Origin of the sequence: Enterobacter soli ATCC BAA-2102 (assembly GCF_001654845.1) — a bacterium.
Classification (GTDB): domain Bacteria; phylum Pseudomonadota; class Gammaproteobacteria; order Enterobacterales; family Enterobacteriaceae; genus Enterobacter; species Enterobacter soli.
The window spans coordinates 25,335-45,227 of record NZ_LXES01000009.1 but is presented as its reverse complement, the minus strand read 5'-3'; the positions used below and the strand labels follow the sequence as shown (position 1 = coordinate 45,227).

Annotated in this window: 23 protein-coding genes; 17 read left to right on the top strand and 6 right to left on the bottom strand. The window is 51.9% G+C overall.

The window, feature by feature from the left end; genetic code table 11:
* Positions 1 to 181 precede the first annotated feature (181 nt).
* The 7 genes from mlaF to murA all read left to right on the top strand — a co-directional run bounded on the left by mlaF (position 182) and on the right by murA (position 4,979).
* Positions 182 to 994 (top strand): phospholipid ABC transporter ATP-binding protein MlaF, encoded by an 813-nt coding sequence (mlaF, locus tag M987_RS02935; protein WP_014071946.1) that lies wholly within the window; start codon positions 182 to 184, stop codon positions 992 to 994.
* Positions 995 to 1,001: 7 nt separating this feature from the next.
* On the top strand, positions 1,002 to 1,784 hold the full coding sequence (gene mlaE / locus M987_RS02930) for a lipid asymmetry maintenance ABC transporter permease subunit MlaE (protein WP_014071945.1): 783 nt from the start codon (positions 1,002 to 1,004) through the stop codon (positions 1,782 to 1,784).
* 4 nt (positions 1,785 to 1,788) lie between these two features.
* Positions 1,789 to 2,355 carry an outer membrane lipid asymmetry maintenance protein MlaD gene (gene mlaD, locus M987_RS02925; RefSeq protein WP_014071944.1) on the top strand — a complete coding sequence of 189 codons (567 nt, stop codon included), beginning with the start codon at positions 1,789 to 1,791 and terminating at the stop codon, positions 2,353 to 2,355.
* A gap of 3 nt (positions 2,356 to 2,358) precedes the next feature.
* Positions 2,359 to 2,994, top strand: coding sequence for a phospholipid-binding protein MlaC (gene mlaC / locus M987_RS02920; protein ID WP_014071943.1), 636 nt, complete (start codon positions 2,359 to 2,361; stop codon positions 2,992 to 2,994).
* Positions 2,994 to 3,287, top strand: a complete 294-nt coding sequence (gene mlaB, locus M987_RS02915) for a lipid asymmetry maintenance protein MlaB (protein WP_014071942.1) — start codon at positions 2,994 to 2,996, stop codon at positions 3,285 to 3,287. Before mlaC ends, mlaB begins: the two co-directional genes overlap by 1 nt.
* Positions 3,288 to 3,413: 126 nt before the next feature.
* Positions 3,414 to 3,668 carry a BolA family iron metabolism protein IbaG gene (ibaG, locus tag M987_RS02910; protein ID WP_014071941.1) on the top strand — a complete coding sequence of 85 codons (255 nt, stop codon included), beginning with the start codon at positions 3,414 to 3,416 and terminating at the stop codon, positions 3,666 to 3,668.
* A gap of 51 nt (positions 3,669 to 3,719) precedes the next feature.
* Positions 3,720 to 4,979, top strand: a complete 1,260-nt coding sequence (gene murA / locus M987_RS02905; protein ID WP_014071940.1) for a UDP-N-acetylglucosamine 1-carboxyvinyltransferase — start codon at positions 3,720 to 3,722, stop codon at positions 4,977 to 4,979.
* 63 nt (positions 4,980 to 5,042) lie between these two features.
* Here murA and sfsB read toward each other — a convergent pair whose 3' ends face one another.
* Complete coding sequence (sfsB, locus tag M987_RS02900) at positions 5,043 to 5,330, bottom strand: DNA-binding transcriptional regulator SfsB (protein WP_014071939.1); 288 nt, start codon at positions 5,328 to 5,330, stop codon at positions 5,043 to 5,045.
* A 229-nt stretch (positions 5,331 to 5,559) separates the two neighbouring features.
* Entirely contained in the window at positions 5,560 to 6,531 is a 972-nt protein-coding gene (gene ispB, locus M987_RS02895) for an octaprenyl diphosphate synthase (protein WP_014071938.1), read from the bottom strand.
* Between the two features lie 257 nt (positions 6,532 to 6,788).
* Here ispB and rplU point away from each other — a divergent pair, with 257 nt between their 5' ends.
* From rplU to cgtA, 4 genes are all read left to right on the top strand, one after another.
* The gene (gene rplU / locus M987_RS02890) at positions 6,789 to 7,100 is read left to right on the top strand and encodes a 50S ribosomal protein L21 (RefSeq protein WP_003025032.1); all 312 of its coding nucleotides are present in this window, start codon (positions 6,789 to 6,791) and stop codon (positions 7,098 to 7,100) included.
* A gap of 19 nt (positions 7,101 to 7,119) precedes the next feature.
* Positions 7,120 to 7,377 (top strand): 50S ribosomal protein L27, encoded by a 258-nt coding sequence (rpmA, locus tag M987_RS02885; protein ID WP_004385076.1) that lies wholly within the window; start codon positions 7,120 to 7,122, stop codon positions 7,375 to 7,377.
* 95 nt (positions 7,378 to 7,472) lie between these two features.
* Positions 7,473 to 8,441 carry a DMT family transporter gene (locus M987_RS02880; protein WP_014071937.1) on the top strand — a complete coding sequence of 323 codons (969 nt, stop codon included), beginning with the start codon at positions 7,473 to 7,475 and terminating at the stop codon, positions 8,439 to 8,441.
* A gap of 15 nt (positions 8,442 to 8,456) precedes the next feature.
* Positions 8,457 to 9,632, top strand: a complete 1,176-nt coding sequence (gene cgtA, locus M987_RS02875; RefSeq protein ID WP_014071936.1) for an Obg family GTPase CgtA — start codon at positions 8,457 to 8,459, stop codon at positions 9,630 to 9,632.
* Between the two features lie 36 nt (positions 9,633 to 9,668).
* Here the strand turns inward: cgtA and pmrB are convergent, their stop codons facing one another.
* From pmrB to dacB, 3 genes are read right to left on the bottom strand one after another with little or no spacing between them, the layout of a single operon-like run.
* A complete protein-coding gene (gene pmrB / locus M987_RS02870; RefSeq protein WP_014071935.1) occupies positions 9,669 to 10,712 on the bottom strand; it encodes a two-component system sensor histidine kinase PmrB in 1,044 nt (347 codons plus the stop codon).
* Entirely contained in the window at positions 10,709 to 11,371 is a 663-nt protein-coding gene (pmrA, locus tag M987_RS02865; protein WP_014071934.1) for a two-component system response regulator PmrA, read from the bottom strand. Before pmrA ends, pmrB begins: the two co-directional genes overlap by 4 nt.
* Positions 11,372 to 11,373: 2 nt before the next feature.
* Entirely contained in the window at positions 11,374 to 12,807 is a 1,434-nt protein-coding gene (gene dacB / locus M987_RS02860) for a serine-type D-Ala-D-Ala carboxypeptidase (protein ID WP_014071933.1), read from the bottom strand.
* Between the two features lie 247 nt (positions 12,808 to 13,054).
* On the opposite strand from dacB, the gene greA reads away from it, so the two are divergent.
* On the top strand, positions 13,055 to 13,531 hold the full coding sequence (greA, locus tag M987_RS02855) for a transcription elongation factor GreA (protein WP_014071932.1): 477 nt from the start codon (positions 13,055 to 13,057) through the stop codon (positions 13,529 to 13,531).
* 151 nt (positions 13,532 to 13,682) lie between these two features.
* On the opposite strand, the gene yhbY is transcribed toward greA, so the two are convergent.
* Positions 13,683 to 13,976: a ribosome assembly RNA-binding protein YhbY gene (gene yhbY / locus M987_RS02850; protein WP_003861814.1), complete on the bottom strand. Its 294-nt coding sequence runs from the start codon at positions 13,974 to 13,976 to the stop codon at positions 13,683 to 13,685.
* Positions 13,977 to 14,103: 127 nt separating this feature from the next.
* Between yhbY and rlmE the strand changes: the two genes are divergently transcribed.
* From rlmE to tssB, 5 genes are all read left to right on the top strand, one after another.
* Positions 14,104 to 14,730 (top strand): 23S rRNA (uridine(2552)-2'-O)-methyltransferase RlmE, encoded by a 627-nt coding sequence (gene rlmE / locus M987_RS02845; RefSeq protein ID WP_014071931.1) that lies wholly within the window; start codon positions 14,104 to 14,106, stop codon positions 14,728 to 14,730.
* 102 nt (positions 14,731 to 14,832) lie between these two features.
* Complete coding sequence (ftsH, locus tag M987_RS02840) at positions 14,833 to 16,767, top strand: ATP-dependent zinc metalloprotease FtsH (RefSeq protein ID WP_041162135.1); 1,935 nt, start codon at positions 14,833 to 14,835, stop codon at positions 16,765 to 16,767.
* A 98-nt stretch (positions 16,768 to 16,865) separates the two neighbouring features.
* Positions 16,866 to 17,714 (top strand): dihydropteroate synthase, encoded by an 849-nt coding sequence (folP, locus tag M987_RS02835; RefSeq protein ID WP_014071929.1) that lies wholly within the window; start codon positions 16,866 to 16,868, stop codon positions 17,712 to 17,714.
* Entirely contained in the window at positions 17,707 to 19,044 is a 1,338-nt protein-coding gene (gene glmM, locus M987_RS02830; RefSeq protein WP_014071928.1) for a phosphoglucosamine mutase, read from the top strand. Before folP ends, glmM begins: the two co-directional genes overlap by 8 nt.
* A gap of 304 nt (positions 19,045 to 19,348) precedes the next feature.
* Positions 19,349 to 19,867: a type VI secretion system contractile sheath small subunit gene (gene tssB, locus M987_RS02825; protein ID WP_014071927.1), complete on the top strand. Its 519-nt coding sequence runs from the start codon at positions 19,349 to 19,351 to the stop codon at positions 19,865 to 19,867.
* Positions 19,868 to 19,893 lie beyond the last annotated feature (26 nt).

The following is a 19,893-nucleotide window of genomic DNA, read 5'->3' as shown; positions in this document are numbered from 1 at the left end:
TTTTGGTGCTGCATACAGTCTAAGACGTAACGAATTCCTAATTTTGACTTTATGCGCCGGAAAAGTAAAACAAATGCCAGCTTTCGCTAACCTCAACGGCTATTATTCTGTAAAAATGTTGAGTTTAGGGCTGATTTAAGCGTCATGCTTAATGTGAATCAGGGTAAGAAAGGAAACATAAATGAGCCCCAATTTGGCGAATTTAGTCGATGTCCGTGGTGTCAGCTTTTCTCGCGGCAACCGATTGATATTTGATGATATTTCACTGACCGTACCCCGTGGTAAGATCACTGCCATTATGGGGCCGTCGGGAATTGGTAAAACGACCCTGTTGCGTCTTATCGGTGGGCAAATTCCGCCGGATAGCGGCGAAATCCTCTTTGACGGAGAGAACGTCCCGGAGATGTCGCGTTCGCGCTTGTATACTGTCCGCAAGCGCATGAGTATGCTCTTTCAGTCAGGGGCATTATTCACCGATATGAATGTCTTTGATAACGTGGCCTACCCGCTGCGCGAGCACACCCATTTGCCGTATGAATTATTGAAAAGTACGGTCATGATGAAACTCGAGGCCGTTGGCCTTCGTGGGGCGGCCAAATTGATGCCGTCAGAGCTTTCTGGTGGGATGGCGCGCCGTGCCGCACTGGCGCGTGCCATTGCGTTAGAACCCGATTTAATCATGTTCGACGAACCCTTTGTCGGGCAGGACCCTATCACCATGGGCGTTCTGGTGAAGTTAATCTCTGAACTGAACAGTGCGCTCGGCGTCACCTGTATCGTGGTTTCTCACGATGTACCGGAAGTGCTGAGTATCGCTGATTACGCCTATATTGTGGCAGACAAAAGGATCGTCGCGCACGGTGGTGCTCAGGCACTACAGGATAATTGCGATCCGCGAGTACGGCAGTTCCTGGACGGTATCGCAGACGGCCCGGTGCCGTTCCGCTATCCATCGGGCGACTATCGTGACGATTTATTGGGAATAGGGAGTTAAGCCACTCATGCTGTTAAATGCGTTGGCCGCTCTGGGACACCGTGGCGTAAAAACCATCAGGACGTTCGGGCGTGCCGGATTGATGTTATTCAATGCGCTGGTTGGCAAACCGGAATTCCGTAAGCACGCACCTTTGCTGGTGCGACAGCTCTATAATGTCGGCGTTTTGTCGATGGTCATTATCATCGTTTCTGGCCTGTTTATTGGCATGGTGCTTGGGTTGCAGGGCTATCTTGTGCTCACAACCTACAGTGCAGAAACCAGTCTCGGGATGCTGGTGGCGCTCTCGCTGCTGCGCGAACTAGGCCCGGTTGTTGCCGCGCTCCTGTTTGCCGGGCGTGCCGGGTCAGCGTTAACCGCTGAAATTGGCCTGATGCGTGCCACCGAGCAGTTATCCAGTATGGAGATGATGGCGGTCGATCCTCTGCGCCGCGTGATTTCCCCACGTTTCTGGGCGGGCGTGATTTCACTGCCGCTGCTCACTATCCTGTTCGTTGCGGTCGGGATCTGGGGAGGCTCGCTGGTGGGCGTACACTGGAAAGGGATTGATGCCGGGTTCTTCTGGTCTGCCATGCAGGATGCAATCGACCTGCGGATGGACCTGGTTAACTGTCTGATTAAGAGCGTGGTATTTGCTATTACGGTCACCTGGATTGCGTTGTTCAACGGTTACGATGCCATCCCGACGTCGGCGGGCATTAGCCGTGCAACTACACGTACTGTCGTACATTCGTCGCTGGCCGTACTGGGTCTGGATTTTGTGCTCACCGCACTGATGTTTGGGAATTGAGTTCATGCAAACGAGAAAAAATGAAATTTGGGTCGGCGTGTTTCTGTTGCTGGCACTGCTGGCTGCGCTGTTCATCTGTCTGAGAGCTGCGGATATCACCTCTATCCGCACCGAACCGACATATCGCATCTATGCAACCTTCGATAACATCGGTGGCCTGAAAGCGCGCTCACCGGTGCGTGTTGGCGGTGTGGTTATTGGCCGCGTGGCGGATATCACTCTGGACGAGAAAACCTATCTGCCGCGTGTCGCGATGGATATCGAAGAGCGTTACAACCATATCCCGGATACCAGTTCACTGTCGATTCGCACCTCCGGCCTGTTAGGTGAACAATACCTGGCACTTAACATTGGCTTTGAAGATCCTGAGCTGGGAACGACTATCCTTAAAGACGGTAGCGTAATTCAGGATACGAAATCAGCCATGGTGCTGGAAGATATGATTGGTCAGTTCCTTTACAGCAGTAAAGGCGGTGATGATAAGAAAACTGACGGTGCGCCAGCACAGAGTGAAGGCCATACTGACGCCGCGCCAGCCCCAGACGCGACGAATTCATCTCAGGAGAAGTAATTCATGTTTAAACGACTGTTAATGGTTGCCATGCTGGTGATTGCCCCTCTGACCGCAGCACATGCTGCCGATATGAGTAATCCGTACAAACAGATGGATGAGGCCGCGAAAAAGACCTTCGATCGTCTTAAAAACGAACAATCTAAAATTCGTGCTAACCCGGATTATCTGCGTGACGTGGTTGATCAGGAACTGCTGCCTTATGTGCAGATTAAATATGCGGGCGCCCTTGTGCTGGGGCGTTACTACAAAGATGCGACGCCTGCCCAGCGTGATGCGTACTTTGCTGCCTTCCGTGAGTACCTGAAACAGGCTTACGGTCAGGCGCTGGCAATGTATCACGGCCAAACCTATCAAATCGCGCCAGAACAGCCTCTGGGTGATGCGACCATTGTGCCAATTCGTGTGACTATTCTTGATCCTAATGGTCGTCCACCGGTTCGCCTGGACTTCCAGTGGCGTAAAAACTCCCAGACAGGTAACTGGCAGGCGTATGACATGATTGCGGAAGGGGTGAGCATGATCACCACCAAGCAAAACGAATGGAGCGACCTGCTGCGTACCAAAGGTATTGATGGCCTGACTGCGCAGTTGCAGTCCATCTCGCGTCAGAAAATTTCCCTGGACGAGAAAAAGTAATGCAACAGCAACTGAGCTGGTCGCGCGAAGGTGAGACGTTGTTGTTGTCTGGCGAGCTTGATCAGGATTTGCTGAACCCGTTATGGGATGCTCGCAACGAGGCCATGAAAGGTGTGACGCTGATTGATTTGAGCGGCGTTTCACGCGTGGATACGGCAGGTATCGCCCTGTTAGTGCATCTTGTTGCGGCAGGCAAAAAGCAGGGGAACACGGTTGCACTGGCGGGTGCCAGCGATAATGTGATGACCCTTGCGCAGCTCTACAATTTGCCGGAAGACGTATTACCTCGTTAATATTTTCAAAGCGTTAATTCTGAAAGCCCCGACTGTTTCATCGTTGGGGCTTTTTGCTTGTTTAAGACAACGCCACTTTGCTCTAAGATGTTGGGCTTGTTTTCACTATCAGATGATGTAGAACCCATGGAAAATAATGAAATCCAGGCAGTGCTGATGAATGCACTCTCCCTTCAGGAAGCCCACGTCTCTGGCGATGGCAGTCACTTCCAGGTTATTGCTGTGGGTGAGATCTTCGACGGAATGAGCCGCGTGAAGAAACAGCAGGCTGTGTACGCGCCGCTGATGGAATACATTGCGGATAACCGCATCCACGCCCTGTCGATTAAAGCGTTCACCCCACAAGAGTGGGCTCGCGATCGCAAACTAAACGGTTTTTGAGCTGAGGGCCACAGGCCCGCGGCACGGTTGAATTTATAAGAGAGCAAAATCATGGATAAATTTCGTGTGCAGGGGCCGACGCGCCTCCAGGGCGAAGTCACAATTTCTGGCGCAAAAAACGCTGCACTGCCAATCCTCTTTGCAGCGCTGCTCGCAGAAGAGCCGGTAGAGATCCAGAACGTACCGAAGCTGAAAGATATCGACACGACCATGAAACTGCTCGGCCAGTTGGGCACGAAAGTTGAGCGTAACGGCTCCGTCTGGATTGATGCCAGCAACGTGAATAACTTTTCTGCACCGTACGACCTGGTAAAAACCATGCGTGCATCCATCTGGGCGTTAGGCCCGCTGGTGGCGCGTTTTGGTCAGGGTCAGGTTTCTCTGCCGGGTGGTTGCGCAATCGGCGCGCGTCCGGTTGACCTGCACATCTTTGGCCTGGAAAAACTGGGCGCAGAGATCAAGCTGGAAGAAGGTTACGTCAAAGCTTCTGTAAACGGTCGCCTGAAGGGCGCGCACATTGTCATGGACAAAGTGAGTGTCGGCGCAACGGTGACCATTATGTCTGCGGCCACGCTGGCAGAAGGTACCACTATCATCGAAAACGCCGCGCGTGAGCCGGAAATCGTTGATACCGCAAACTTCCTCGTCGCACTGGGTGCGAAAATCACGGGGCAGGGTACTGACCGCATCACCATCGAAGGCGTTGAGCGTCTGGGCGGCGGTGTTTACCGCGTGCTGCCAGACCGTATCGAAACAGGTACTTTCCTGGTCGCAGCAGCCATTTCTGGCGGCAAAATTGTTTGCCGTAACGCTCAGCCTGATACGCTGGATGCCGTGCTGGCGAAGCTGCGTGAAGCAGGTGCTGACATCGAAGTGGGTGAAGACTGGATTAGTCTGGACATGCACGGTAAGCGTCCTAAAGCCGTTACCGTTCGCACTGCTCCACATCCGGCATTCCCGACCGATATGCAGGCGCAGTTCACCCTGCTGAACCTGGTTGCTGAAGGGACTGGTGTTATCACCGAAACTATCTTCGAAAACCGCTTTATGCACGTACCGGAACTTATCCGTATGGGCGCACATGCAGAAATCGAAAGCAACACCGTGATTTGCCATGGCGTTGAGAAACTGTCTGGTGCACAGGTGATGGCAACCGATCTTCGCGCGTCTGCGAGCCTGGTTCTGGCGGGTTGTATTGCTGAAGGTACAACGGTTGTCGATCGTATTTATCACATCGATCGTGGCTATGAGCGTATCGAAGACAAACTGCGCGCGCTGGGTGCCAATATCGAGCGTGTGAAGGGCGAGTAATCGTTCCGGCAGCCCCCTGCCAGAGATGGCCGGGGGGGTGCTGTTCCTGTCAAAACCAGAGCGTCAGTTCTGATCCTCTTGCTTGCATTTTTTCTGGCGCATCATGCGTGTTCTGTCGATAAATTCGTGTGTGATGGGATCGTGGTAACGCGATGGCCAGATTATCCACGGATCGGTTTCAAGAGCGGTTGCAATGATTAATTCCCCCTTTGGCCATGGGCGGGTCAGTGCATTTGCCAGCGTAGAGGAGCTCAATCCGCTGCGACGCGATTCTGCTGCCAGCGATGTCCCTTTTTTGCGGAGTGCCGCAATAATATCGGCCGAGTGCCAGTCGATAAATTTCATATCCATAGTGCTGTCCTTGTATGCGTATTCGTCCGAGTCAGTTCTCTTGAAATGACTGCGTTACTATACCTTCTTCGAACATTCGTTCTAAAAGGTTCGCATTACCGGAAGCAACATTCAGAATAAGACATAGCTTTATTCATGCGGCCTGTAAGCTGGTTTTTTAACATGAACATGGAGTTTACAGGCGATTATTGGAATATCCCCGTGAAGTGCACGGGGAGAAGATGACGTATTAACGATCGCGCTGAACGGCGATGTGGGCAAGGCCGATCAGGGCATCACGCCATGGGCTGTCTGGGATGACCTGAAGCGCTTCAATAGCTTTATCCGCCTCTTCCTCTGCACGCTGGCGCGTCCAGTCAAGGGAACCGCAAATAGCCATTGTTTCCAGTACAGGTTCCAGAAGATGTCGACCATTTCCCTGCTCGATCGCTTCACGGATCATTTGAGCCTGCTCCGGAGAACCATTGCGCATAGCATGGAGCAGCGGCAGAGTTGGTTTGCCTTCGTTCAGGTCATCGCCGACATTTTTACCGAGCGTTTCGCCATCTGCGCTGTAGTCCAGTAAATCGTCAATCAGCTGGAATGCAGTGCCTAGATAGCGGCCATAGTCCTGTAATCCGCGCTCCTGAGCCTCTGAACATCCTGCCAGAATGCCAGAACACTGTGCTGCCGCTTCAAACAAACGCGCCGTTTTACTGTAAATCACGCGCATGTAGTTTTCTTCGGTGATGTCAGGATCGTTGACGTTCATCAGTTGCAGCACTTCACCTTCGGCAATGACGTTCACGGCTTCAGACATCACTTCCAGCACTTTCAGCGATCCCAGGCGGGTCATCATCTGGAAGGCGCGGGTATAGATAAAATCCCCCACCAGAACGCTGGCAGCGTTACCAAATGCGGCGTTTGCCGTGGCTTTACCACGACGCATGTCTGATTCATCCACGACGTCGTCATGAAGTAGGGTCGCAGTGTGAATAAACTCGATCAGTGCCGCGATGGAGACGTGCGCATTTCCCTGATAGCCAACGGCTCTCGCCGCCAGAATGGCTATCATCGGGCGAATACGTTTGCCGCCGCCACTGACGATGTAATAGCCCAACTGATTGATCAGCTGAACGTCAGAGTTGAGTTGCTCCAGGATTGCTGCATTCACACCCGCCATATCTTGCGCGGTTAACTCATTGATTTTTTCTAAATTCATCGCAAAAGCCGGGCTTTTTATCCTGTTTATCCCACATCAAATGGGTTAACGAAGGGTTTCGGTTTATCAAAAGTATTGCTGATTGTACTGAAAAAACGGCTCAGATAAACGTTACCTTACGTGTTGTGTTTTTTTTCTTCATGTATTGACGGTAGCACTTGTCAAAGGCTCGCGTTTTGCGTAATATTCGCGCCCTATTGTGAATATTTATAGCGCACTCTGATTCATACGAGGACGTGCGCGGAAGCGGAGTTTATATGTACGCGGTTTTCCAAAGTGGTGGTAAACAACACCGAGTAAGCGAAGGTCAGACCGTTCGCCTGGAAAAGCTGGACATCGCAACTGGCGAATCTGTTGAGTTCGCTGAAGTTCTGATGATCGCAAACGGTGAAGAAGTCAAAATCGGCGTTCCTTTCGTTGATGGCGGCGTTATCAAAGCTGAAGTTGTTGCACACGGTCGTGGCGAGAAAGTTAAAATCGTTAAGTTTCGTCGTCGTAAGCACTACCGTAAGCAGCAGGGCCACCGTCAGTGGTTCACTGATGTGAAAATTACTGGCATCAGCGCCTAAGACCTGAGGAGAGATTTAAATGGCACATAAAAAGGCTGGCGGCTCCACACGTAACGGTCGCGATTCAGAAGCTAAACGCCTGGGCGTTAAGCGTTTCGGTGGCGAATCCGTTCTGGCGGGTAGCATCATCGTTCGTCAACGTGGTACCAAATTCCACGCTGGCAACAACGTAGGTTGCGGTCGTGACCACACTCTGTTTGCTAAAGCAGACGGTAAAGTGAAATTTGAAGTTAAAGGCCCGAACAACCGTAAATACATCAGCATCGTTGCTGAGTAAGGTTTTCTCGGTCCGGTAACGGATTAAAGCCCCGCACCCTGTTGCGGGGCTTTTTACATTGGAAACCCGGTAATTTTTCTGTAGGGAAAACGGGCATGAAGCAGCAGGCCGGCATTGGTATTCTTTTGGCGCTCACCACCGCAATGTGTTGGGGTGCATTGCCAATTGCAATGAAGCAGGTACTGGAGGTCATGGAACCGCCCACGGTGGTGTTCTATCGCTTCCTGATGGCAAGCATTGGCCTTGGTGCAATCCTTGCGATTAAAGGTAAACTCCCGCCTCTGCGCATCTTCCGTAAACCGCGTTGGTTGGTGTTGCTGGCTATCGCGACGGGAGGCTTGTTCGGTAACTTCATCCTGTTCAGCTCTTCTCTGCAATATCTTAGCCCCACGGCATCGCAGGTGATTGGTCAACTTTCACCGGTAGGCATGATGGTCGCCAGCGTCTTTATCCTGAAAGAGAAGATGCGTGGTACGCAGATTATCGGGGCGAGTATGCTGCTGTGCGGTCTGGTGATGTTTTTCAACACCAGCCTGATTGAGATTTTTACCCGGCTGACGGATTACACCTGGGGTGTAATTTTTGGCGTGGGTGCAGCAACGGTCTGGGTGAGCTACGGCGTCGCGCAAAAGGTGTTATTGCGTCGTCTTGCCTCACAGCAGATCCTCCTTTTGCTGTACACTTTGTGTACAATAGCATTGCTGCCGTTAGCAAAGCCGGGTGTGATCACCCAGCTTAGTGACTGGCAACTGGCGTGCCTCATTTTTTGTGGCTTGAATACGCTGGTCGGTTATGGCGCGCTCGCCGAAGCGATGGCGCGTTGGCAGGCAGCACAGGTGAGCGCGTTGATCACGCTGACCCCGCTGTTTACGCTGTTATTTTCAGATTTGTTATCAATGGCCTGGCCCGATGTCTTCGTCAAGCCGATGCTCAACTTGTTGGGTTATCTCGGTGCGTTTGTCGTGGTTGCGGGCGCGATGTATTCCGCCATTGGTCATCGTCTTTGGGGACGTTGGCGCAAAAATGAAGCGGTAGTAGTAGAAGTCCCCCGCTCAGGCGAATGAGTTACGGAGAGTAAAATGAAGTTTGTTGATGAAGCTACGATTCTGGTCGTGGCAGGTGATGGCGGTAACGGTTGTGTAAGCTTCCGCCGTGAAAAATATATTCCACGTGGCGGCCCTGATGGCGGCGACGGTGGTGATGGTGGTGACGTGTGGTTAGAGGCAGATGAGAACCTCAACACGCTGATCGACTACCGTTTCGAAAAATCTTTCCGCGCAGAGCGTGGCCAGAATGGCCAGAGCCGTGACTGTACCGGTAAGCGTGGTAAAGACGTCAACATTAAGGTTCCAGTCGGTACGCGTGTTATCGATCAGGGCACGGGTGAAACCATGGGCGACATGACCAAACACGGTCAGCGCCTGCTGGTTGCGAAAGGTGGTTGGCACGGTCTGGGTAACAGCCGTTTTAAATCATCTGTTAACCGTGCGCCACGTCAGAAAACCATGGGTACACCGGGTGATACGCGTGAACTGCAGCTGGAACTGATGCTGCTGGCAGACGTAGGGATGCTGGGGATGCCGAACGCCGGTAAATCGACCTTCATCCGTGCGGTGTCTGCCGCCAAGCCAAAAGTGGCGGATTATCCGTTTACCACGCTGGTACCAAGCCTGGGCGTTGTCCGCATGGACCACGAGAAGAGCTTCGTGGTTGCCGATATCCCGGGGTTGATTGAGGGTGCTGCAGAAGGCGCTGGACTGGGCATTCGCTTCCTGAAACACCTTGAGCGCTGCCGTGTACTGCTGCACATTGTTGATATTAACCCTATCGATGAATCCGATCCGGTTGAAAACGCCCGTATCATCGTCGGCGAACTGGAAAAATACAGCGAAAAACTCGCAGGTAAGCCGCGCTGGCTGGTCTTCAACAAGGTCGACCTGATGGATAAAGCGGAAGCTGAAGCGAAAGCCAAAGCGATCGCAGAAGCGATGGGTTGGGAAGATAAATACTACCTGATCTCTGCTGCAAGCCAGGTTGGCGTGAAAGATCTCTGCTGGGATGTGATGACCTTTATCATCGAAAACCCAATTGCTCCTGCGGAAGAAATGAAGCAGCCTGAAAAAGTCGAATTCATGTGGGATGACTACCACCGTCAACAGCTCGAAGAGCTGGAAGCGGAAGACGATGATGAAGACTGGGACGATGACTGGGATGAAGACGACGAAGAAGGCGTCGAGTTCATCTACAAGCACTAATCTCTGTAACAAGCCCCCTGCAAAGGGGGCTTTTTTTTAGCTCAGCACTGAAGGTAACCAGCAGCTGGCGATCAAGCCGCCTCCCGGACCATTCTCAAGCGTCAGTTTGCCGTGGTGGAGCTGAACAATACGCTGGACGATGCTCAGCCCCAGGCCACTTCCTCCGTAACGCTGATCAAGACGGCGGAAAGGTTCGGTGATCGATTGCCGGTGTGCCTCATCGATACCCGGTCCCTGATCGATAACGCTTACCTCAGTACCATCGTCTTGCTGCGTGACTCTGACCGTAATCGTCGTTCCTGTTGGGCTATAGCGCGCAGCATTCTCCAGCAGGTTTCTGAGCATCAGACGCAACAGAACGGCATCGCCCTGCACGGTCAGAGGACTTTTCTCCGGCCAAATCACCTTATGTTCTTTGGCTTCATGCTCAAGCCCGAGTGGCGCGATTATATTCTCCGTCCACACGAGGGTGTCGTAGTGCCCACTGGCCATCGCCTGCCCGGCCCGGGCCAGCATCAGCAATTGCTCTACCGTGTGCATCAGTTGATCGATGCGGCTAATTAAGGTCTTCGCCTGTGCAGAGCCCGCCTGAGCCATCAGCTCCAGGTGCAACCTTATCCCTGCAAGCGGGGTACGTAACTCATGGGCTGCGTCTGCGGTGAACAGCCGCTCCTGCTGAATGGTATGGTCCAGACGGGCGAGCAGTTGATTGAGTGATGTGGTGACCGCGCCAATCTCTTCCATATCGGAATACATAGGCAGTGGTGTGAGATTATCCGCCGAGCGGTTGGCCAGGCTGTCGCGCAGCTGATTCAGCGGCCGTGTTATCCAGGTCACTGCCCAGAAAGAGAAAAGCAGAGTAAAGCTGACCATGACCAGAGATGGCACCAGCAGCGAGGCAATGGCTTCACGGATCTCTTTTTCAACATGGTTGTTTCGCGCTTTAGCAGATAACGTCTCACTGACCAGAAAGCTAATCTGTTCACGGCTCTCATGCCACAGCCAGACCACGCTTATCAGCTGGAAAAATAACAAAATAACCGCCAGCAGTATCATCAGTCGCCGACGCATACTGTTCATTTCTGGCTCTCCAGCCGATAGCCCACGCCGCGCACGGTTTTGATCCTGTCTTTACCAAGCTTACGGCGCAAATTATGGATATGTACTTCAAGCGTGTTTGAACCAGGATCATCCTGCCAGGAGTAGATGTCTTGCTGGAGCGTTTCCCGGTGTACTGTCTGGCCGCTTCGCATAATAAGGCGCGTCAGCAGCGCAAACTCTTTAGGGGTGACCTCAACGGGCTGTGAACTACGCAGCACCTGTTGTGTTTGCAGGTTTAGCGTTATATCTCCATCCGTCAGCAGGTTATCGCTGTGGCCCTGATAGCGGCGGATAAGCGCCCGCGCCCGCGCCTGAAGTTCGGCGAGGGCAAAAGGTTTAACCAGATAATCATCTGCGCCAGAGTCGAGACCGTTGATCCTGTCTTCCAGGGAATCACGGGCGGTGAGGATCAGGACCGGGTTTGAAATACCCCGGCGGCGCCACTGACTCAGCAGCGTTGCGCCGTCTTTATCGGGTAACCCTAAATCGAGGATCACCAGGCTGTATTCACCGCTTTGGATCAAGGAATCCGCTTCAGCTGCGGTCGCTGCGCAGTCCAGCGCATAGCCTTCGTTAGCCAGCGCCAGTGACAGTCCTTCCTGCAATAACAGATCGTCTTCAACAATAAGTAATTTCATCACTAATTATTCTGGTAGATGTCTTTGTAAAGCCGGCTCTCGAACCGAACCAGCGGAATACGACGATTGCGCTGATCGGCCGGTTCAACAGCATAGCCGGAGAGGTACTGCACGAATGCCATGCGTTGCCCGCTGGCGGTGGTGATAAACCCGGCAAGGTTGTATACCCCTTGCAGTGAACCTGTTTTGGCTGAGACTTTGCCATCTACGCCAGCGGCGTGAAGCCCGGCGCGGTACTGAAGTGAACCATCGTGCCCGGCGAGGGGCAGCATCGAAATAAAGTTTAGCTCAGAGTCATGTTGGGCAATGTACTGAAGTACTTGCATCATTGTTGCAGGGGAGATCAAGTTATGGCGTGATAACCCGGAACCGTCGACGGCGATGGTATTACCCAGATCAACACCGGCCTGTTGACGCAAGATCTGACGAACCGCATCGGAACCCGCACGCCAGGTGCCTGGAACGCCGAAACGGGCATGACCAATCATTCTGAAAACGGTATCAGCAATCATGTTGTCTGATTTTTTCAGCATGATTTTCAGTAAGTCGTGAAGCGGCGCAGACTGCTTGCTGGCGATCACCGTGCCGGGCTGATTGACCTGCGTCTGGCGCAGCAGCGTTCCGGTGTAGGTAATTCCTGCCTGCTTCAGCTCGTCTTTGATAATGGCTCCGGCATAGCTGGCACCATCCTGAATCGCGAAAGCCAGCGGAAGAGGGTCTGCACGTTGCGTCAGGCAGCCGGTAAGCGTGAAGCGGTTAAGATCCCCTGGTACAACGTCGAGCTCGCAATACTGCGCATCCGGCGAGCCTTTTGCCAGCGTGCGAACCTGGCTAAACATTGTCACCGGGTAATATGACGCCACGCGGATAAACGCTAAATCGTCTGGTTTTGGGGCGCTATAGAGCGACACAGAGAAGCAGTTACGATCAACAATGGCCGCCGCTGGCGGGGCGCTAAAGCACTGCGTCATGTCGTTCCAGGGCCAGCCTGGGGCTTTATCATGGCTGGCAAAAATGGAGGTGTCGATCAGTACGTTGCCTTCAATCTTCTGGACGCCGGATTTCTTGAGCACCGCAACCATGTTGCGAATATCCTGGCGTTTCAGCGTAGGATCGCCGCCAAATCGGGCGATCAGGTCACCTTTCAGCACGCCGCCATCGACATTACCTTTGCTTTCAAGCGTTGTGGTAAAGCGAAAGTCAGGGCCAAGCTGAAGTAGGGCGGCAAGTCCAGTGATAACCTTCTGGGTACTGGCAGGCAGCGCCATTTGCTGACTGTGATAGTCAATATCAGGCGTCTGAGCCCCGACCTTTTGCACGATCAGTGCAAGGTTAGCACCTGCGGGCAGCTGATTAATGTACTCATCAACATTCGCGGCCTGGACGGCGAACGTTAAACTGGTAGTCAATCCGATGATAAATCTGGAAAATCGCATAATCTCGCGCTAACAACCCGGAAACAAACCGCCATACTACGGCGCAACCCCCTGCAAAGTAAACGATGACCCATAGTGAACTTCGCGGTAAAATACGTATCAAATTGAAAAATTGCTGCTGACCTGGGCTTTGCTTCCGGGTCGGTTTTCTTTTTGCTTCTGGCCCGCTCATGGTCATGACTAACGTGGGCACAGGGGCGGGGCGGGTAATGTCGCTCCCAACAGGAATGTTTAAGAGGTATAACAAATGCAAGCTATTCCGATGACCTTACGTGGTGCCGAAAAACTGCGCGAAGAGCTGGATTTCCTGAAATCTGTCCGTCGCCCTGAAATCATCGCCGCTATCGCGGATGCGCGTGAGCATGGCGACCTGAAAGAGAATGCTGAATACCACGCCGCGCGTGAGCAGCAGGGCTTCTGTGAAGGGCGTATTAAAGATATCGAAGCTAAGCTGTCTAATGCGCAGGTTATCGATATCACTAAGATGCCAAACAATGGCCGCGTTATCTTTGGTGCTACCGTCAATGTACTGAACCTGGACACCGAAGAAGAACAGACTTATCGCATAGTGGGTGATGATGAGGCTGATTTTAAACAGAACCTGATCTCTGTGAACTCGCCGATTGCGCGTGGCCTGATCGGTAAAGAGCAGGATGATGTTGTTAACATCCGTACGCCGGGTGGCGAAGTGGAATACGAAATTATCAAGGTTGAGTACCTGTAATTCGCATCTCCGCTAAGATGTTGATACATTGTAAAGAAAGGAAAAAGGCCGCATAGCGGCCTTTTATCAACTCAAGGAGCGTGGCATTTTGCTCACCTGCTGACAGAAATCCCTCGTTTTACACAGAAAATGTGTTCGATTCAGGATATTCTTAGCGTGGCAGCGAGATTTTACGCTCTTTAGATGGGCGATAGAGCACCAGCGTTTTACCGATGACCTGTACATTACAGGCGCCGGTTTCGCGCACGATGGCTTCCACGATCAGGTTTTTAGTGTCTCTGTCTTCAGAGGCGATTTTCACCTTGATCAGCTCGTGGTGTTCCAGCGCTTGTTCAATCTCGGCAAGCACCCCTTCGGTCAAACCATTGTTGCCAAGCATGACTACAGGCTTGAGCGGATGTGCCAGACCTTTAAGGTGCTGTTTTTGTTTAGTACTCAGATTCATCGTATATTTTTGCTTACGTTGGGATTGAAAACGGTTCATTCTACCGCCATCTCCCTAATATCGCCAAATAGCTGCGTAGAAATTTACGTCACAGGCAAGCAACGATGAACCAGGACGGAAATGTTAAATGACAGGTAAAAAGCGTTCTGCCAGTTCCAGCCGCTGGCTTCAGGAACACTTTAGCGATAAATATGTTCTTCAGGCGCAGAAAAAGGGGTTGCGATCCCGCGCCTGGTTTAAACTTGATGAAATACAGCAAAGTGACAAACTTTTTAAACCGGGAATGACGGTTGTCGACCTCGGTGCGGCACCTGGCGGATGGTCCCAGTATGCGGTAACGCAGATAGGCGGTACGGGCCGAATCATCGCATGTGATCTTTTACCAATGGATCCAATTGTCGGTGTGGACTTCCTTCAGGGCGACTTTCGTGATGAATTAGTGCTGAAAGCGTTACTTGATCGTGTAGGTGATAGTAAGGTCCAGGTTGTCATGTCCGATATGGCACCAAATATGTGCGGAACACCGGCGGTGGATATCCCCCGTGCCATGTATCTGGTGGAGCTAGCGTTAGAAATGTGTCGTGATGTTCTAGCGCCTGGTGGTAGTTTTGTTGTGAAGGTGTTTCAGGGCGAAGGTTTCGAGGAGTACCTTAAGGAAATTCGCTCCCTGTTTGCGAAGGTCAAAGTTCGTAAGCCGGACTCTTCCCGGGCTCGCTCCCGAGAAGTGTATATTGTAGCGACCGGGCGAAAATGATAACCGGTGGATTTCAAACGAAAGTTTGAATGAAGCTGAATATTGAGTATCCTGACGCTGTTTTTAACACAGTTGTAATGTGAGGTTAATCCCTTGAGTGACATGGCGAAAAACCTAATACTCTGGCTGGTCATTGCCGTTGTGCTGATGTCAGTATTCCAGAGCTTTGGGCCCAGCGAGTCGAATGGCCGCAAGGTGGATTATTCTACCTTCCTGCAAGAGGTCAATCAGGACCAGGTTCGCGAAGCGCGTATCAACGGACGTGAGATCAACGTTACCAAGAAAGATAGTAACCGTTACACGACCTACATCCCGGTGAACGATCCTAAGCTGCTTGATAACCTTCTGACCAAAAACGTCAAGGTGGTAGGCGAGCCGCCAGAAGAACCAAGCCTGCTGGCTTCTATCTTCATCTCCTGGTTCCCGATGCTGCTTCTTATTGGCGTCTGGATCTTCTTTATGCGCCAGATGCAGGGCGGCGGTGGCAAAGGTGCCATGTCGTTCGGTAAGAGCAAGGCGCGTATGCTAACGGAAGACCAGATCAAGACCACGTTTGCGGATGTCGCTGGTTGTGACGAAGCGAAAGAAGAGGTGGGTGAGCTGGTAGAATACCTTCGTGAGCCGAGCCGTTTCCAGAAACTGGGCGGTAAGATCCCGAAAGGCGTTCTGATGGTGGGGCCTCCTGGTACCGGTAAAACCCTGCTGGCAAAAGCCATTGCGGGTGAAGCGAAGGTGCCGTTCTTTACTATTTCAGGTTCTGACTTCGTTGAAATGTTCGTGGGTGTTGGTGCATCTCGTGTGCGTGACATGTTCGAGCAGGCCAAGAAGGCAGCGCCGTGCATTATCTTCATCGATGAAATCGACGCCGTAGGCCGCCAGCGTGGCGCAGGCCTGGGTGGCGGTCACGATGAACGTGAACAGACGCTGAACCAGATGCTGGTTGAGATGGACGGCTTTGAAGGTAACGAAGGTATTATCGTTATCGCAGCAACTAACCGCCCAGACGTACTTGACCCAGCGCTGCTGCGTCCAGGCCGTTTCGACCGTCAGGTTGTGGTTGGTCTGCCGGATGTTCGCGGCCGTGAACAGATTCTGAAAGTTCACATGCGTCGCGTACCGCTGGCGCCAGATATCGACGCGGCAATCATTGCGCGTGGTACTCCGGGCTTCTCCGGTGCGGATCTGGCGAACCTGGTCAACGAAGCTGCACTGTTTGCTGCTCGCGGCAACAAGCGCGTGGTGTCCATGGTGGAATTCGAAAAAGCGAAAGACAAAATCATGATGGGTGCGGAACGCCGCTCCATGGTGATGACGGAAGCGCAGAAAGAGTCCACGGCATACCACGAAGCAGGCCATGCGATTATCGGTCGCCTGGTACCGGAACACGATCCGGTGCACAAAGTGACGATTATTCCTCGTGGTCGCGCTCTGGGCGTAACATTCTTCCTGCCGGAAGGTGATGCGATCAGCGCCAGCCGTCAGAAACTGGAAAGCCAGATTTCAACCCTGTACGGCGGTCGTCTGGCAGAAGAGATTATCTACGGTGCAGAACATGTTTCTACCGGTGCGTCTAACGACATTAAAGTCGCGACTAACCTGGCGCGTAACATGGTGACTCAGTGGGGCTTCTCCGACAAACTCGGTCCGCTGCTGTATGCAGAGGAAGAGGGTGAAGTATTCCTGGGCCGCTCGGTTGCGAAAGCGAAACATATGTCCGATGAGACTGCACGTATCATCGATCAGGAAGTGAAAGCACTGATTGAACGCAACTACGGTCGCGCTCGTGAAATCCTGAACGACAATCTGGATATTCTGCATTCGATGAAAGACGCGCTCATGAAATATGAGACTATCGATGCTCCGCAGATTGACGACCTGATGGCTCGCCGCGAAGTGCGTCCGCCAGCAGGCTGGGAAGACCCAGGCGCTTCCAACAATTCTGACAACAATGGCACCCCACGAGCTCCGCGTCCGGTTGATGAACCGCGTACGCCGAACCCGGGCAACACCATGTCAGAACAGTTGGGCGACAAGTAAGCCTCTGCTGTTGATGATATTGTTTGTACCTGAAACCCTGGAGCTTGCTCCGGGGTTTTTCTTTTTTGTTAAACCATTTTAATACCAGGGATTTCGCCATGAAACTTTTCGCCCAGGACTCGCATCTCGATCTTTCACATCCGCATGTGATGGGGATCCTGAATGTCACCCCTGATTCCTTCTCTGACGGTGGCACGCATAACACGCTTATCGAGGCCGTTAAACACGCTAACTTGATGATTAACGCGGGTGCGACCATCATTGATGTCGGTGGGGAATCAACACGTCCTGGTGCGGCTGATGTTTCAGTGGAAGAAGAACTGGCGCGCGTAGTCCCTGTGGTTGAAGCCATTGCGCAGCGTTTTGAAGTGTGGATCTCTGTCGATACCTCTAAACCGGAGGTTATCCGTGAAGTGGCGAGAGTGGGTGCTCACATTATTAATGATATTCGTTCGCTCACAGAACCAGGTGCGCTGGAAGCCGCCGCAGAAACCGGCCTACCGGTTTGCCTGATGCATATGCAGGGGCAGCCGAAAACCATGCAGGAAGCACCTAAATACGATGATGTGTTTGCTGATGTGAATCGCTTCTTTATTGAACATATTGCACGGTGTGAACGTGCGGGTATCGCAAAAGAGAAATTGATACTCGACCCGGGCTTCGGTTTCGGTAAAAATCTCTCCCATAATTATGAGCTGCTTTCACGCTTATCCGCGTTTCATCAGTACGGACTGCCGCTGCTGGTCGGAATGTCGAGAAAATCGATGATTGGGCAGTTACTGAATGTAGGGCCGAGCGAACGTCTGAGTGGCAGCCTGGCTTGCGCGGTGATTGCAGCGATGCAAGGCGCGCACATTATTCGCGTCCATGACGTCAAAGAGACAGTAGAAGCCATGCGTGTGGTTGAAGCCACACTGGCGGCGAAGGAAAATAAACGCTATGAGTAATCGTAAATATTTTGGTACCGATGGCATCCGTGGGCGCGTAGGCGATGCTCCAATCACTCCCGACTTTGTTCTGAAACTGGGCTGGGCGGCAGGCAAGGTGCTGGCGCGTCATGGTTCCCGTAAAATCATTATCGGTAAAGATACCCGTATTTCAGGCTACATGCTGGAATCAGCCCTGGAAGCCGGCCTGGCTGCTGCGGGGTTGTCCGCGTCTTTCACGGGGCCAATGCCAACGCCTGCCGTTGCATACCTGACGCGCGCCTTCCGTGCTGAAGCCGGAATTGTTATTTCTGCCTCCCACAATCCGTTTTATGACAACGGCATCAAATTCTTCTCCATCGACGGCACTAAGCTCCCGGACGAAGTTGAAGAAGCGATCGAAGCTGAAATGGAAAAAGAGATCACCTGCGTCGACTCTGCTGAGCTGGGTAAAGCCAGCCGCATCGTTGATGCTGCCGGTCGCTATATTGAGTTCTGCAAAGGCACATTTCCGAATGAACTGAGCCTGGGCCATCTGAAGATTGTTGTGGACTGCGCAAACGGTGCGACCTACCACATTGCGCCGAATGTTTTCCGCGAGCTGGGTGCGAAAGTGATCACCATTGGTTGTGAACCCGATGGTCTGAATATTAACGAAGAAGTCGGTGCAACGGATGTTCGCGCCCTCCAGGCCCGTGTTCTGGCAGAAAAAGCGGATCTCGGTATCGCGCTGGACGGTGATGGCGACCGTGTCATTATGGTCGACCACGAAGGGAATAAGGTCGATGGCGATCAGATCCTCTATATCATTGCGCGTGAAGCGCTGCGTCAGGGCCAGTTACGCGGTGGTGCAGTGGGAACGCTGATGAGCAACATGGGTCTTGAGCTGGCACTGAAACAGCTGGGTATTCCGTTTGTTCGCGCCAAAGTGGGCGACCGCTATGTGCTGGAAAAACTTCAGGAGAAAGGCTGGCGTATTGGCGCTGAAAATTCAGGTCACGTTATCCTGCTCGACAAAACAACGACCGGTGACGGTATTGTTGCGGGGCTCCAGGTTGTTGCGGCAATGGTTCGCAACCATATGAGCCTGCACGACCTGTGCAGCGGTATGAAAATGTTCCCGCAGATCCTGGTAAACGTACGTTTCACTGCTGGCAAAGGCGACCCGCTGGAAAATGAAAATGTGAAAGCGGTGATGGCGGATGTTGAAGCGGCTCTGGGCAGCCGTGGACGCGTACTGCTGCGTAAGTCCGGAACTGAACCTTTGATTCGCGTGATGGTTGAAGGTGAAGACGAAGCGCAGGTGACCGAATTTGCGCACCGTATTGCGGATGCCGTAAAAGCTGCATAATGCTACGACAAATGACATGAAAGGCGGCGCTTGCCGCCTTTTTTCGTTTAATAAGCTCCTTATAATTTCTATAACGTTCCAGCTTTTTCTTTTTTACGCTTAGTCTTAGCGCTGGGAAATATTTAATTCCCTCTTGGGGTGAATGTATTTTTTCTAATCCATAAAATAAATGATTATTATATATTTGACCTTTTATTTTGGTGTTCAAAATTCTTGAGGTGTATTTTTCCTTGCAATTATATTGTGCTATAAAAAGTAAATTATAAGAGTGACTGAACTTAACATGGACTGGAGTTGAACGCGGATGAGTAAAAAAATATACGAAGGAAGCATAGCACCCAAAGAACGTATAAATATTAAGTATGTTCCAGCAACAGGGGATGAACAAGCTGAAGTCGAATTACCCCTTAACATTTTAGTTGTGGGCGACCTAAAAGGTGGCAAAGAAGACTCCGCTATTGAAGAAAGAGAGGGTATCTCAATTAATAAGCATAACTTTGATTCGGTTATGCAAACTGCTGGCCTACGACTGAACTTCTCAGTGAAAAATAAGTTACAAGACAATACTGATGAAGAGTTGCCGATCAGTTTGAACATTAATGCACTCAAAGAGTTTTCACCCGATAACGTTGCACGACAAGTTCCTGAATTGAAAAGATTACTTGAGCTAAGAGAGGCTCTGGTCGCGTTGAAGGGCCCATTGGGCAATATTCCTTCGTTCAGGGCAAGTTTACAGCAGTTACTCACAGATGGCGAAATGCGTGCACAACTTCTCAAAGAACTTGATATCGCTCTTGAAGACGATAGCGCCATAAAAGAGTAATTCCCATAGAGAATTAATAAGGTGTA